13 protein-coding genes are annotated in these 14,421 nt (G+C 55.1%); 8 read left to right on the plus strand and 5 right to left on the minus strand.

All coding sequences use genetic code 11. The features are described from left to right. Positions 1-7 precede the first annotated feature (7 nt). The 3 genes from HNR65_RS12345 to HNR65_RS12355 all read right to left on the minus strand — a co-directional run bounded on the left by HNR65_RS12345 (position 8) and on the right by HNR65_RS12355 (position 2,979). Positions 8-616, minus strand: a complete 609-nt coding sequence (locus HNR65_RS12345) for a CBS domain-containing protein (RefSeq protein ID WP_181551823.1) — start codon at positions 614-616, stop codon at positions 8-10. A gap of 42 nt (positions 617-658) precedes the next feature. Continuing rightward, positions 659-1,084, minus strand: coding sequence for a DUF488 domain-containing protein (locus HNR65_RS12350; protein WP_232364758.1), 426 nt, complete (start codon positions 1,082-1,084; stop codon positions 659-661). Between the two features lie 344 nt (positions 1,085-1,428). Next, positions 1,429-2,979 carry a sigma-54 interaction domain-containing protein gene (locus tag HNR65_RS12355; RefSeq protein WP_181551824.1) on the minus strand — a complete coding sequence of 517 codons (1,551 nt, stop codon included), beginning with the start codon at positions 2,977-2,979 and terminating at the stop codon, positions 1,429-1,431. Between the two features lie 175 nt (positions 2,980-3,154). Between HNR65_RS12355 and HNR65_RS12360 the strand changes: the two genes are divergently transcribed. From HNR65_RS12360 to HNR65_RS12380, 5 genes are all read left to right on the plus strand, one after another. Continuing rightward, positions 3,155-3,445: a hypothetical protein gene (locus HNR65_RS12360; RefSeq protein ID WP_181551825.1), complete on the plus strand. Its 291-nt coding sequence runs from the start codon at positions 3,155-3,157 to the stop codon at positions 3,443-3,445. Positions 3,446-3,476: 31 nt separating this feature from the next. Continuing rightward, positions 3,477-4,607: an efflux RND transporter periplasmic adaptor subunit gene (locus tag HNR65_RS12365; RefSeq protein WP_181551826.1), complete on the plus strand. Its 1,131-nt coding sequence runs from the start codon at positions 3,477-3,479 to the stop codon at positions 4,605-4,607. A gap of 3 nt (positions 4,608-4,610) precedes the next feature. Further along, complete coding sequence (locus HNR65_RS12370; protein ID WP_181551827.1) at positions 4,611-7,724, plus strand: efflux RND transporter permease subunit; 3,114 nt, start codon at positions 4,611-4,613, stop codon at positions 7,722-7,724. A 95-nt stretch (positions 7,725-7,819) separates the two neighbouring features. Continuing rightward, positions 7,820-9,289, plus strand: a complete 1,470-nt coding sequence (locus tag HNR65_RS12375; RefSeq protein ID WP_181551828.1) for an efflux transporter outer membrane subunit — start codon at positions 7,820-7,822, stop codon at positions 9,287-9,289. A 137-nt stretch (positions 9,290-9,426) separates the two neighbouring features. Then, positions 9,427-10,008, plus strand: coding sequence for an EVE domain-containing protein (locus HNR65_RS12380; RefSeq protein ID WP_181551829.1), 582 nt, complete (start codon positions 9,427-9,429; stop codon positions 10,006-10,008). 24 nt (positions 10,009-10,032) lie between these two features. On the opposite strand, the gene HNR65_RS12385 is transcribed toward HNR65_RS12380, so the two are convergent. Next, positions 10,033-11,898: a methyl-accepting chemotaxis protein gene (locus tag HNR65_RS12385; RefSeq protein ID WP_181551830.1), complete on the minus strand. Its 1,866-nt coding sequence runs from the start codon at positions 11,896-11,898 to the stop codon at positions 10,033-10,035. A 270-nt stretch (positions 11,899-12,168) separates the two neighbouring features. Here HNR65_RS12385 and HNR65_RS12390 point away from each other — a divergent pair, with 270 nt between their 5' ends. Together HNR65_RS12390 and HNR65_RS12395 are read left to right on the plus strand one after the other, a co-directional pair. Then, positions 12,169-12,534 (plus strand): VOC family protein, encoded by a 366-nt coding sequence (locus HNR65_RS12390; RefSeq protein ID WP_181551831.1) that lies wholly within the window; start codon positions 12,169-12,171, stop codon positions 12,532-12,534. Between the two features lie 55 nt (positions 12,535-12,589). Beyond that, positions 12,590-13,012: a RidA family protein gene (locus HNR65_RS12395; RefSeq protein WP_181551832.1), complete on the plus strand. Its 423-nt coding sequence runs from the start codon at positions 12,590-12,592 to the stop codon at positions 13,010-13,012. A 5-nt stretch (positions 13,013-13,017) separates the two neighbouring features. Here HNR65_RS12395 and HNR65_RS12400 read toward each other — a convergent pair whose 3' ends face one another. Next, on the minus strand, positions 13,018-13,428 hold the full coding sequence (locus HNR65_RS12400; RefSeq protein WP_181551833.1) for a hypothetical protein: 411 nt from the start codon (positions 13,426-13,428) through the stop codon (positions 13,018-13,020). A gap of 209 nt (positions 13,429-13,637) precedes the next feature. On the opposite strand from HNR65_RS12400, the gene HNR65_RS12405 reads away from it, so the two are divergent. Then, a complete protein-coding gene (locus HNR65_RS12405; protein WP_181551834.1) occupies positions 13,638-14,342 on the plus strand; it encodes a hypothetical protein in 705 nt (234 codons plus the stop codon). Positions 14,343-14,421 lie beyond the last annotated feature (79 nt).

Consider the following 14,421-nt stretch of genomic DNA (forward strand, 5'->3'; position numbering starts at 1 on the left):
TTTTCCTTTAACAAACCTTTGCAAAAAATGATTTCACCATATCGGCACGGCTGACAATGCCTGCAATTTTTCCGTCCGGGCCTGCCACCGGCACCCGGTTGATTTGTTTTTCGACAAACAATTGAGAAATCTCCGACAGGGGCCGTTCCGGTTCCACGGTCACCGCCGGGACGGACATGATGTCGGCCGCGGTTTTGCCCCGGATGGGAAGCGCCACGCATCCCTTGTTTTTCAGGCACTGGCTGATAACACCCATAAATGAGCCCGAGGGCTCAGCTCCCATTTTTTCGAGAAAATCCTTTTCCGAAATCACGCCCAGGACTTCATTTTTTTCATTTACAACCGGAATGCCCGAAATGTTGCCCGCAGCCATGCGCTCTGCGGTTTCCAGCAGGGAGGTCTCCGGATGGACGCAGATCACCTGCCGGGTCATGACGTCTTTGGCGCGCATGGACCGGGCGATCCGGTCCACTGCATGATTGTACGCGACACGGTAAATCTCCATGAAGTCCGCGGGCGTGATATCGATATATCCCTGCATTTCCTTCATGGCAGCGATAATGTCCTCGTTTTCAAGATCCACGGGCGAGGTGCCCGTATCTTTATTGAACTGCATCACATGCCTCCAGTGTAAATCTGTTCCAATCGATGAAAAAGTTCATGAGATTTTTTCTTTTTGCCCGGACGATTGCTTTGTTGCGGCTGCCGAAATCAGATACGTTGTGAGTGCAGCCGCGTGGTTGTATTTTGTGTCCCGGGCTGCAAACAGCAGTGTGAGCCGCTGTTTTTCAGCTAGATCCAGAAGCTGCCCAATCACCCCGGGTTTTTCATCAAGCTCGGCAAAATAGCGCCTCTGGAATTCTTCCCACCTGTCCCGGTCGTGTCCGAACCATTTCCGAAGTCCGGTGCTCGGGGCTGCATCCTTTAACCACAGATCCGCCCCGAGTTGTTTTTTGGATATCCCTCTCGGCCATACCCGGTCTACAAGGACGCGGAAGCCGTCTTCTGTTTGAGCCTCGCTGTAGACCCTTTTGATCTCTATGTCCGGTTTGATTTTCATCTCCTGATGCAGCTGTTCTCCCATCCCGTGAGCCGGTCCTGTCTGAATCGTCTTGTGCAGTTTCGTGCACGTAGATCATTTACCTATGCAGCCGCCTGTTTTCTCACCGCATCCAGCTTTTTTCCCGTCTTGCGTGGATTTTCAAAAAAGGAAAATCACAGGGTGCACAAAAAACAGAGTGTATTTGCTCTGTCGCATCAAAAAATACTGTCCGCATTGACTTGGGTCAAAAATAAGTTGGAGAGGTGGAAAATTCGCTTAAAAAATTCGGACAAATGTTCCAAACATAAGTTCGAATCAACTCCGGAACATGCGCTGCAGTTCAAAAAGGGAAAACAGGGATGTGGAATGTTTCTGTTTTCATAATATCAGCGCCTTCGCCTGTAGGCGATGTTTAGCTTGTCCATGCGCTGGCGCAGGGTGTTGGGATGCAGTTTGAGCAGTTCGGCGGCTCCGCCCGGACCGCTGATTTTTCCCCGGCTCCGGTCAAGGGCCTGGCGAATGTGGTGTGCGCATACCGAATCCAGGGAGGGATAATCTTTGCTTGAATCTATGGCGCCGGCCGCCGCCGCAGTGCGGGCGCCTCCGGTATTGCCGGTGAGCAAATCCATATCCAGCTGGCTTCCGGTGGATTGGATCAGGGCTCTTTCCACAAGGTTTTCCAGTTCGCGGACGTTTCCCGGCCAGTCATGGGCCATGAGCCGGTCCAGGGCGCCGGCGGGCAGCCGGGGGCGAAACGGGAGTTTTAAATCCGCGGACTTGCGCTGCAAAAAATGATGCACCAGGGCGGGAAGATCCTCTTTTCGCTGGCGAAGCGGCGGCACCATGACGGGAAAAACATTGATCCGGTACCACAGGTCTTCCCGGAATTTCCCGGTGCGGACCATGCCGGCAAGATCCCGGTTGGTGGCAGCGATGATCCGGATGTCCAGGGCAAGGGTCCGGCTTCCGCCCACGCGCTCAATTTCCCTGTGCTGCAGCACATGCAGCAGTTTGGCCTGAAACTGCAGGGGCAGTTCCCCGATTTCATCCAGAAAAATGGTTCCGCCCTGGGCGCGTTCAAATCGCCCCCGCTGCTGCCGGTCCGCCCCCGTAAACGCGCCCTTTTCATGGCCGAAAAGCTCGCTTTCCAGCAGAGAGCCGGGTATGGCGCCGCAGTTGACGGTGATCATGGGTCCGGCGGACCTGTGGGAAAGCTTGTGGATGGTATCGGCGATCATTCCCTTGCCGCTGCCGGTTTCGCCCAGGAGCAAGACCGGGTTGTCGAGCCGGGCCACCTGCTGGACCTGACGCATGACATCGCTTAACCCGAAATCCGCCCCCACAATCTCGCCGCCTTTTTTGGCCCTGAGCTCTTCCTGGAAATAGCGGCTGTCATCGGCCAGCACTTCATTGAGGCGGACAACCTCCAGGTGCTTGAGTGCATTGGCCAGGGCAATGGCAATGGGGTCCCGGAGCTGGACAAAAAGCCGGCCATGGGCGTCGGAATAGCGGTTCGTGCCCCGGCTCTGGACCGCCACGTCGCCAATATAGCGATCATCCAGAGACAGGCGCATGATCATGACTGAAAAATTGCTATCCAGGTGCAGCTGCTGCAGTGTGGATGCCACTTTCGGGTCTTTTCCCGGGTTGTTGACCACATGCAGATCCGGCAGTCCCGGGCGCTGGTTTTCAGGTGCCTGCCAGTCAATGGCCGGGGCCTGAACGGTGTCTGCGGCGGGTCTGCTCCGAGCTTCGCCGGCCACAGCCACAAATCGCAGCATCCGGACATCCGGTATATACACCGAAAGATGCATGGAGTCGGCCGGAATGAAGTTTTGCAAATAATTCAGGCAGGAGTCCAGGGCCTTGTCAATGTCTAAGCTGCTGCAAATGCGCAGCACCGCTTCCTGGAAAAAGGATTCAGTGGATTGTTTCATGGGATTTCTTTTACATTATTTGGTGAAATTAAAGAATAGTTACATCATAGTGTATTTTTTTCACATTATAATGTCAATCTTCTAATGAAATATTTTGATAACCACTTGATACTGCAGACTATTTTGGTTTTGGCACAGGCTGTGCTTATACAGATGTCCTTAAAGGGGGAAAACCATGTGGATAGAAGCCATTACCGTGCGCACTGCCAGGCTTGGCCAATGTGTGCAATTGCTGGAAGATATGGCCGCATTCCGGGAGCAGGGGGCAATTGCCGGACCGCTTTGGTTTGCCTGCTACCGGAACCTGGAGGTGGAAAACGAAATCTGTGTCCACCTGGCCTGGAAAGCAGAATTTCAGGTAATGGCCCGCACCGACTGCGGTCTGCTCATCGCCAGGCGCTTTGCCCGGCACGGACTGGTTCACCACACCCTGTGGAAGCAAACGGCATACACTTGTTTTAAATGATTCTATACCCGTACCAGAAAGGATACAGCACATGAAAGCGGATTTGTGGATTCTGATTTTTTCTTTGATCATGGTTCCGGTCTCCGGCTCGGCGGCCCCGGAAGACCAGGGGCCCAAGGGCCCGCCGCCCCTGGTGCAGGTGGCGGCTGTGGACCTGGAAAACGCCCGCAAGCCGGAAAAATTTGTGGGCCATGTGGAGGCCATTGTATCCATTGATCTTCGTGCCCGGGTGGAGGGCTACCTGGAAAAGGTCAATTTTTGTGAAGGCGCCGCTGTCGACAAAGGGCAGCTTTTGTATGTGATCGAACAGGGGCCGTATCAGACCCGGGTTGATTCAGCCAAAGCCGGGGTAATCCAGGCCGAGGCGGATTTGTTTAAGGCCCGGACCCGGCTTGGCCGTCTGCAGTCGGCCCGGCCTGAAAGCGTGTCCAAAACCGATTTAGACGATGCCCGGGCAGCCAGGGATCTGGCCCGGGGCCGGCTGCAGGAGGCTGAGGCCGGCCTGGAGTTGGCAGAAATAAACCTGGATTATACCACCATTGAAGCGCCCATAAAGGGGCGGGTCGGCCAGAGTTTTTACAAACAGGGCGACCTGGTGGGCCCTTCTTCAGGGCCGCTGGCGGAAATTGTCCGAATGGATCCAATCCGGGTGGTGTTTTCCATGAATGAATCAAACATGGACATGCTCCATCATGTGGATACGGATACACCCGCAGCGCCGGACGGAAAAGAACTGACCGTTCGGGTCCGGTTTCCGGGCAAAAAAGTCGATTATGCCCATGAAGGAAAAATTGAATTTATTGACAACCGGATGGATCCCGAAACCGGCACCATTGCGGTTCGGGCCCGGTTTGACAATCCGGAAGGACAATTGGTGCCGGGCCGGTATGTCAATGTTTTTGTGCAGCCGGATCAGCCGGATATGCAGCCTGCGGTTTTGCAGCGGGCAGTGCAGCAGGACCGGGACGGCCGCTTTGTTTTTGTGGTGAATCAAAACGCCGGGGTTGAAAAACGCCGTATTGGAACCGGTCCGGTCATTGGCGATAAGGTGATTGTCCAATCCGGACTCAGCCAGGGGGAAACCGTGATTGTTGAGGGGATCCAGAAGGTGTCGCCCGGAATCCGCGTCAAGACCCGGACTGATGAAAAAGAGGACTTTTAGGATATGTTTTCCAATATATTTATCCAGCGGCCCAGGCTGGCCATGGTTATTTCCATTGTGATCACCCTGGCCGGACTTATCGCGGTATTTGCCCTGCCCGTGGCTGAATATCCCTCGATCACGCCTCCGGTCATCCGGGTAAGCGCCGTGTATCCCGGCGCCAGCGCCCAGGTGGTCAAGGACACGGTGGCCGCCCCGATTGAGCAGGAGATGAACGGGGTTGAAGACATGCTCTACATGGAATCGGACTGCAGCAATGACGGGCAGTATTCCCTGGAGATCACCTTTGACGTGGACTCAGATCCGGATATCGACCAGGTCAATGTGCAAAACCGCCTCCAGCTTGCCGAATCCCGGCTTCCCCAGGGAGTTGTGGATCAGGGCATTGATGTGCGGCGCCGGTCCTCGGACATGCTGGGCATGATTGCTTTTATTTCTCCTGATGGTACCCGGGATCGTCTTTTTATCAGCAATTACGTGAGCCGGACCATCAAGGATGCCCTGCAGCGGGTCGACGGGGTCAGTGACGTATTTATTTTCGGCGAGTCTGAATACAGCATGCGCATCTGGATGGATCCGGACAAGCTCTCTTCCCTTGGGATGAGTCCGGATGAATTGATTGCCGCCATCCGGCAGCAGAATATTCAGGCCACCCTGGGCTCTGTGGGCACGGCCCCTGCTGTTTCCGGCCAGGACATGCAGTATACCCTCAATGCCCGGGGACGGCTTCAGGATGTTGCGGAATTTGAAAACATCGTTGTCCGGAGCAATGAAAAAGGCGGGCTGGTCCAGGTCAAAGATGTTGCCGAAGTAGAGCTGGGCAGCAAGGATTACAGTGCAGCCGGCAACTTTAACAACAAGGCGGCCATCAACGTGGCACTCTACAGGTCTTCGGATGCCAATGCCCTTGAAACCATGGACGCGGTCAGAGCCGAGCTCAAACGCCGGGCACAGAGCATGCCCGGGGACCTGGACTATGTCATTCCCTATGACACAACCCAATATGTGTCTGAAACCATCAAAGAGATCGTTTTTACCCTGGGGCTGACCTTCCTGCTGGTGGTGCTGGTGATTTTTGTTTTTCTGCAAAATGTCCGGGCTACGCTCATACCCGCTGCAGCCGTGCCGGTTTCCATTATCGGCACATTTGCAGTGCTCCTGGCCATGGGCTTTAACCTCAATACCATTTCCCTGTTTGCCCTGATACTGGCCATCGGCCTGGTGGTCGACGATGCCATCGTGGTGGTGGAAAATGTCCATCGCATCATGGAAGAAGAAAACCTCGGGGCCAATGAGGCGACCTTCAAAGCCATGTCCCAGGTCACGGCCCCGATTATTGCCATTACTTTGGTTCTTCTGGCCATATTCGTGCCCGTGGCTTTTATGCCGGGCATTACCGGACTTCTTTACAAGCAGTTCGGCATTACTTTATGTGTTTCAGTAGTGATTTCGGCAATTTGTGCGCTGACCTTGAGCCCCGCGCTTTGCAGCGTATTGCTAAAGCCCCCAAAGCCGCATACGCGCGGACCATTCGGCTGGTTTAATGCATCTCTGGCCCGGGGCCGGTTTGCCTATACCTGGGTTGTGGGCTGGCTTGTCCGGCACCTGGCAGTTGGCATTGTGTTGTTTTTGATGGTATGTGCGGGGGCCTGGCTGTTTTCCGGGCATATTCCGGGCGCGTTTCTGCCCCAGGAGGACAAGGGCGGATTTCTCATTGATGTAGAACTGCCCGAAGGCGCAACTATTCAGCGAACAGGCAAGGTTACTGAAAAGATTACAGACAAGCTTCTGGACATGGAGGGAATCGAGTATGCCATTGCTGTCAACGGATTCAGCATGCTCAGCGGCAAGGCGGAAAATGTGGCCTTTGTGGTTGCCGATCTCGATCCCTGGGAAGAGCGAAGAACGCCGGAACTGCATATTAACGAATTGGTGCGCAAGGCGGCCATGGAACTCAACTCGGTTACCACCGCCAACATTCGCCCGTTTGTGCCCCCGCCCATTCAGGGCCTGGGCACCACGGGCGGGTTTGACTTCCGGCTTCAGGCCACCCGGGACCAATCCCCCCGGGAACTGGCCTCGGTGGCCATGGGCCTGGCAGCAGCAGCCAACCAGGAGCCTTCCCTTTCCCGGGTGTATACCACCTTTTCTGCAGATACGCCCCAGATCCATCTCGATCTGGACCGGACCCGGATGGAGGAACTGGGCGTACCGGTAAGCCGGCTGTTTTCCACCCTCAGCCAGCAGCTGGGCTCCAGCTATGTCAATGACTTTAACTTGTACGGACGGACCTATCAGGTAAAGGCCCGGTCCCAGGCCGCCTACAGGGCCGGCATGGAAGATATACAGGACCTGTATGTGACCAGCAGCAAGGGCAGAGAAGTGCCGGTGGAAAATCTGATCGACATGTCCACCGTGCTCGGGGCCAGGGTGATCAACCGCTATAACCAGTTTTCCAGTGCCGCCATAAAAGGCGAGCCCGCAGCCGGCTATTCATCCGGCCAGGCCATGGCGGCAATGGAGCGGCTGGCCCGGGACAACCTGCCCGAAGGCTATTCATTTCAATGGTCCACCATGTCTTACCAGGAGCAAAAGGCCAGCGGCACCGTGGGTTTTTTGTTTGCCCTGGCCCTGGTTTTTGCCTACCTGTTTCTGGCGGCCTTGTATGAGTCCTGGAATCTGCCGGTTTCCATTGTTCTTTCGGTGATTGTGGCCGCGCTCGGCGCCTTTGTGGGCCTGTGGGTCGCATCATATCCGATGTCCATCTACGCCCAGATCGGCATGGTGCTGCTTGTGGGCCTGGCCGCCAAAAATGCCATTTTAATCGTGGAGTTTGCCAGGGACCGAAAGAACCAGGGGGCTTCAACCTACCAGGCGGCCATTGACGGCGCGGCCATTCGTTTCCGGCCGGTGCTCATGACCGCCCTGACATTTATCTTGGGCGTGGCCCCGCTGGTGGTTGCCACGGGGGCCGGGGCGGCCAGCCGCCGGCATATCGGCACTGTTGTGTTTTCCGGAATGATCGCGGCCACCACCCTGGGCATTCTCATTATTCCCACGCTCTACTACCTGTTTCAGCGGCTTGGGGAAAAATGGCAGAACTGGAAAGACAATTGAGATAAATCATGCGGATCAACGCGATTGAACGGATAAGAGGTTTTTGTATGAATTCACGTATCAAAAATGACGATGGCCCCGGGAGGCTGCAAAATATGCGGCGGCTGTTTTGCCTGATGGTATTGATTCCATTGATTGCCGCAGGCTGCGCCATGGTGGGACCGGATTACAAAAAGGTGACGCCCGAATCCCCGGAAAATTGGGAGGCCCGCATGGAAAAGGGCCTGGCGGCCACCCGGCCAGAATCCGACACCCTGTCTCAATGGTGGGACGTATTTGGTGATCCGGTGTTAAGTGAGCTGGAACAAAAGGCAGTGGAGGGCAATCTGGAAATCCGGACCGCCCTTTCCCGGCTTCGTCAGGCCCGGATCAGAAGGGGCATCAGCCGATCTGACCTGTATCCGGGCATGGACGGCAGCGGGCAGGTGCAGCGGCAGCGCGGCAGCGAGGCCATGCCCGCGAGTTATGCCGGAGAGGAAACAGATTATTACATGGCCGGTTTTGACGTTTCCTGGGAACTGGATCTTTTCGGCGGAATCCGGCGTTCGGTTCAGGCCGCCCAGGCCGAAGTCGAGGCCAGCCGGGCGGATCTGCAGGATGTGCTCACAAGCCTGATGGCTGAAGTGGCCGTAACTTATATCGAGGTCCGGACCTATCAGCAGCGGCTTGATGTCACCCGGGCCAACATTGAAATCCAGAAAAAAACCTATGCATTAAACAATTCCCGGTATCAGTCCGGGCTGGTGGATGAACTGGCCGTGCAGCAGGCGCTCAGGAATCTGGAAAGCAGCCGTGCTGTGATATCAAGGCTGGAAACCGGGCTGACCACCGCCAAAAACCGGTTGGCCGTGCTGCTGGGTCAGTCGCCGGGCGCCCTGGATGAAAAGCTTGCGCCAAAGCGTTCGGTTCCCGCAGTCCCGAAATATGTGGCGGTGGGGATTCCGGCCGATGCCATGCGCCGCCGGCCCGATATCCGGCAGGCCGAACGGCAGGTGGCGGCCCAGACCGCCCGGATCGGTGCGGCCACTGCGGAATTGTATCCAAAGTTTCGCCTGTTGGGAACCATCGGGCTGGAGGCCCTGGACTCGGGCAGCGATTTTTTGGATGCCGGAAGCCGGTTCTGGAATGTGGGGCCCGGGGTGTCATGGAACATTTTCCATGGCCGGGCCCTTCGGCTAAACATTGATTTGCAGACAGAAAAGCAGAAGCAGGCCCTGATTGCCTATAAGTCCGCGGTGCTAAACGCCCGACAGGAAATAGAGGACGCCCTGACCGCCTATGCCAGGGAGCAGATGCGGCAGGCATCACTGGAAAAGGCTGTTGACGCGGCCCGGCGCACCGAGTTTCTGGCACGGGACCGGTATAAAGCCGGGCTTGCGGATTTTTATAACGTGCTCGACGCCCAGCGTTCCCTGCTGGAACTCGAAGACGAGCGCATCCGGTCCAAAGGACAGGTGGCCTCTGAACTGGCCCGTCTCTACAAGGCACTGGGCGGGGGGTGGCAATATTACAACAGTTTCCTGGAACAGGCGCAATCGGTTCCGGATGCTGAAAAATCCGAGTGAAAACGGACTGTTTTCAGCGGGAAAACCGCCCGGTGTTTGCCCGGTCATAACGATTTTAAAAATTGGCGGGAAGTCGCGGTTTCGTTGTGCGGGCGGGCTGAGCTGTGATATGCTAAAACTTTATTGGACCGCATTTGATGCGTACGGCCGTTGTTGCGGCCCGCACGGCTGTGGTCACAGAAGATTTGAAAAACCGGTTCCAGGCCAGAAGGAGAAAATCCGTGATACAGAAACGCCGGCCGGGCTACTGGCTCATGAAGTCCGAGCCCGGTGCCTTTTCCATCGAAGACCTGAAAAATTCCGAAAACCAGACTGCCGCCTGGGACGGGGTGCGCAATTACCAGGCCAGAAACCTTTTGCGCGATGAACTGAAGGCCGGAGACGGGGTGCTGTTTTATCACAGCAACATTGCCAAACCCGCCATCGCGGGCCTGGCAAAGGTGGTCCGGGAAGGCTATCCGGACCACACGGCCCAGGACCCCGCATCAGACCACTATGATCCCAAAGCAACTGCAGACAATCCCAGATGGTTCATGGTCGATATCCAATACCTGGCTTGTTTGCCCGAGCCCTTTGACCGAAATTTTCTTCGCAGCCACCCCGTGCTTTCGAAAATGGCGGTGCTGAAAAAGGGCAACCGGCTGTCGGTCCAGCCGGTCACCCCGGAGCAGTGGCAGGCTGTTTTGGATGTCTCGGGCTTGCCTGATCCGTTGAAATGATGGTTTCCGCCGACAGTGTTGGGTTCATGAATCCGGTGTGCCGGCCGCCTGGTATTGCGCATCTGATTTTCTTTTGCCGTGGACAATTTGTCTGAGCCGGATCACCAGCCGGTCCATTTCAGTGGCCTGGGAGGACAGCTGCTGGGCGGCACTGGCCGACTCCTCGGAGTCGGCGGCATTCTGCTGGACGACCTTGTCCATTTCCGAAACCGCGGTGTTGACCTGTTCAACACCCTCGGACTGCTCCCTGGAGGCTGCGGCAATCTCGGAAATCAGGGAGATGATCTGCCCGGTGCTCTCCTTGATGGAGCGCAGTTGGCCGGCGGTTTCTTCTGCCGCTTTTACGCCGTTTTCCGCATTGTCCCGGGATTTTTCAATTAGCTGGGAAGTGTTCTGGGCCGCCTCGGCGCTGCGCTGCGCCAGATTGCGCACTTCTTCGGCCACCACGGCAAAGCCTTTGCCCGATTCCCCGGCGCGGGCAGCCTCAACAGCCGCGTTTAAGGCCAGCAGATTGGTCTGAAAAGCGATATCATCTATGGTTTGAATGATTTTGGAAGTTTCCTGAGCTGATTGCTGTATTCCGCCAATGGCTGAATTCATTTCTTCCATGGACGCCACTCCGGAGTCCACAACTGCAGCGGTTTCCTTGATGGCTGAATCGGCCTGCCGGCTGTTTTCCGCATTTTGTCGGGTCTGGGCCGCAATTTCTTCCAGTGAAGAAGATGTCTCTTCCAGGCTGGAGGCCTGCTGGCTGGAGCCTTCCGCCTGGGACTGGCTGGATGCCGCCACCTGATTGGAAGCCGAGGCCACCTGTTCGGAGCCTTTGTGCAGCCCTTCCACGATTTTTTGAATCGGATTGGCAATGGATGCTGACAGCAGGTAGACCAGGCTCAGAACGCACATAAAAGCGATGCCGCCAATGATTACCGTCAGGCGCACCATTTGATTGGCCTCTGCGAGAATGGAGTTGACGGGAATGGCGGCCATGGCTGTCCACCGGGCACCGGTATCGCCGATTTCGAAGGGAATTGCTACCCGAAGGGCGTCGCCTGCCAGTTTTTCGGACGCATTGGTGGTGACAAAACCCTGGCCGGAGGAAATTTTTTCGGAGTGCTGATCAAACCAGTCATATACGCCCGAGACTTTCCTGCCGGCAAGGGAGGCCTGCGGATGGCCGATAAACCGTTGGCCCTGTGAGACAAGTGTCATATACCCGTTGCCGGTCAGTTCGGTTTCCGCCATCATCTGGTTAAACAAATCCAGAGAAAGATCGACACCGGTAACACCCAGGATTTTTCCCTTTGCCTTGATGGGAACCGCAAGTGTGGTCATCAGGACCTCGCTTCCGCCGATTTCATATAAAAACGGTTCCAAAACCGTTTCCTCTCCGGAGTTTTTGGCCCTGAGATAGTAATCCGCCTCCAGGTAGTCGTTTAATGCCATGGTTTGAATCCGGCCGCCTTCCCTGTATACATAAGGGACAAACCGTCCCTGCTCGCTGTTCCATGGGGCCTGGGATACCCCGGCATCCCCCTTGTCATATGCATCCGGCTCCCAGCAGGTCCATACGCCAAGCAGTTGCTCATTTTTTTTGAGGATCTGTTGAAGTATGGCTGTAACAGCCGCCCTGGAGGGTATCTGGCCCTGCTCCTGAATCCCTGACATGCTCGCGGCAATGATCCGGGCGCTTTGAAGAGCGCGGCCGACGTTGGCAGACACATTTTCAGCAGCATTTTGTACCTGGTACCGGGTGGCGGCTGTGGCTTGCCGGCGGCTCAAATTCCGGGACTTGAGTCCCACTATGACGGATACTGCGGCAAATGCAATGGCCGTAACTATGCCGATGGAAACAATCATTCTGAATTTGATGGAAAAATTTTGCAGCTTCATGGGGTAATTTCGCTCCTTTACGGCAGAAACAGGTGGCAATCAGTCTCCGGCCCCGGTTTTAAGGGTTTGCCGGCGCAAAAAAACCTATCGGCCGGGAAGGCTGATAGGTTTAGCCGGAAATTTTTCTGCTGAAAAGTTTTGCTCATGTTTGCCCGGCATATGAAAAAACAGCCATGTAACCTGGTATTTTGGGACAAATTGGGCTATTATTTGTGGTTTGGAAAATAAAATGTCAAGTTTGAAGATCAGAAGACAGAAAGCGGGTGTGTCATGGACCAGGCTCTGAAAACGGCAAACACAATCCTTTACTGCAAAAACTGGTCTCAGACCGTTTTGTTTTACAAAGACCGGCTCGGCCTGGTTGTCAATTTTGCAAACGATTGGTTTGTGGAGTTCTGTCTGGCGGGCGGAGCCAGGCTGAGCATTGCCGATCAAAACCGCGCTTCGGTTAAAAGCTGCGGCGGCGCCGGTATCACCCTGGCCCTGGAAGTCGAAGCCATTGAACCGGTCTGGGCAAAGATAAATGCATCCGGTCTTGGGCCCACCCATATCCGGGATCATCCCTGGGGCGCACGGGTGTTTTACTTTTACGATCCGGAGGGCCACCGGATCGAAATCTGGCAGCAAAGTCCGTAGTTATCAAAACAAAAGAAATCAAGGATCATTTTTTAGACCAGGGAGGTATTTTTTTATGCAATCTTCAGGAAAAACCCTGATCAATCCCCCGGGAACCGAGCAGATTTACAGGCACTTCCAGTTCTCCCAGGCCGTGCGCGCCGGAAACAGGGTCTGGGTATCGGGTCAGGTGGGCATTGACGAAAACGGAAAGGCCGCCGAAGGCATCGAGGCCCAGGCACGGGCGGCTTTTGTCAATCTGCAGCATGTTCTGGCAGAAGCCGGAGCAGGCATGCAAGACGTGGTGGAACTGGTGACCTACCACACCGCCATGAAGGAAATCGGCAGGTTTTTAAAGGTTAAGGCCGAATTCATCCCTTCTGATTTTCCGGCCTGGACGGCCGTGGGGGTCACCGAACTGGTCATGCCCGAGCTTTTGTGCGAAATCCGGGCCACTGCTGTGATCGGAAGCGGCGGCAGCAGGCCGGAGGGGACCTAACGGCTTTATGCCCCGTTGAGCAGTTTTTGCCAGTACGCGGGCAGAAGCGCTTTGGGAAAGTCTTTGGGAAAGGTTTGCCGGATGTGTTTGAGTTCGGCTTCAGCCGGCACATCCGAACGGGTCAGATCATAGATTACCTGCCAGCGGCCTTGTGTTTTCCGCACGCAGATCACGTACCATGTATCGGCCAGTGTCCCGGGGTGCCCCGGGGTCTGTGCCTCTGTGAGCACAGCGTATTGCGCATTGGATGAATGCACAGCAAAATCAATGCCTTTGGCTGAAGATGCGGGATCAGATGACTGCGCGTAGTTGTCGTGGACATAGTTTTGCACATCAACAAATGCAGTCGACCGGCATCCCGGACATGATATGCACAAAATCACCAGCAGGCATATAAAGTGTAGGGAAATTCGCATCAATTCAATTCCTGTCCGGGTCTGTTCAGCCGGCCAGGCCGCTGCCGGCCCATTGTGTTTGCATTTTTTTGTTTTTTGATGTTTATTGCCCGATGGTTCTGTAAAAAGGTTTTTACGATTTTATCATATTGGTGTGCAATGTTTTTTTCAGCCGGAATTGGCAAATCGCTCACAATTGGCGGAAATTCTTTGAAAAGAAAGGAAACATCATGAAAATCAGAGCAATGTTTTTGATCCTGGCGCTGGCTGTCCTGGCGGCGGGATGCGGAGGGGTCAAAAAACCGGTTTCAGGTCCGGAAGCCGGTCAGATTGTCAGTGGCCTGGATTCAAAAACTTTCGAGTTTGCCAGAAATGAGCTCATCGTTCAGCCTTTTCCGGCCGTTGGCGATACAGAGGATTTTCAGTTTGTTTATCCGGTCATCATGGACGCCCCCACCCGGCGGTATAACGACAGGCCGGAACCCAAATTCATGAAAGATCTCGCCGGGCTGCTTCAGCGGGATCTTGGAATTGATCTGGATTATGAAAAAATGGACAGCCGGAAAAAAACCAAAGTCACCAAGAAGCCGGGTTTTGTCTGGGACCCGGAACTTTACTGGCCCATTGCGGTCAAAAAGGTTCGCACCGGAAAAAATAAAGTCGAGATGTATACCCGGGTAACCGATAACAGGCCCGGCCTGGATGTCATGGGACTGGAGTTTGAAACCGTTATCCAGGTGAAAAGCGGCTCAACGCTGTTAAAGGAATACCACAGCCGGGCCAGCTATCATCCGGACATCAGGCCGGAATTCATAAAAGCCCAGCTCATTGAATACTTTGTGCATATCCCTGAACTCAAAAAACATCACATGCCCGATATGGTCTTGAGTGATACGGCCATCCCGGAAGAAATCAGGCAGCTCCGGGAACGTTGAAAAACGCATTTTCAGACCATGGATTAACGGAGTTAAGGGACCTGTCCGAATCTGAACGACCACCTCCATGGCGGCCGGC

The organism is Desulfosalsimonas propionicica (assembly GCF_013761005.1).
Lineage (GTDB): Bacteria > Desulfobacterota > Desulfobacteria > Desulfobacterales > Desulfosalsimonadaceae > Desulfosalsimonas > Desulfosalsimonas propionicica.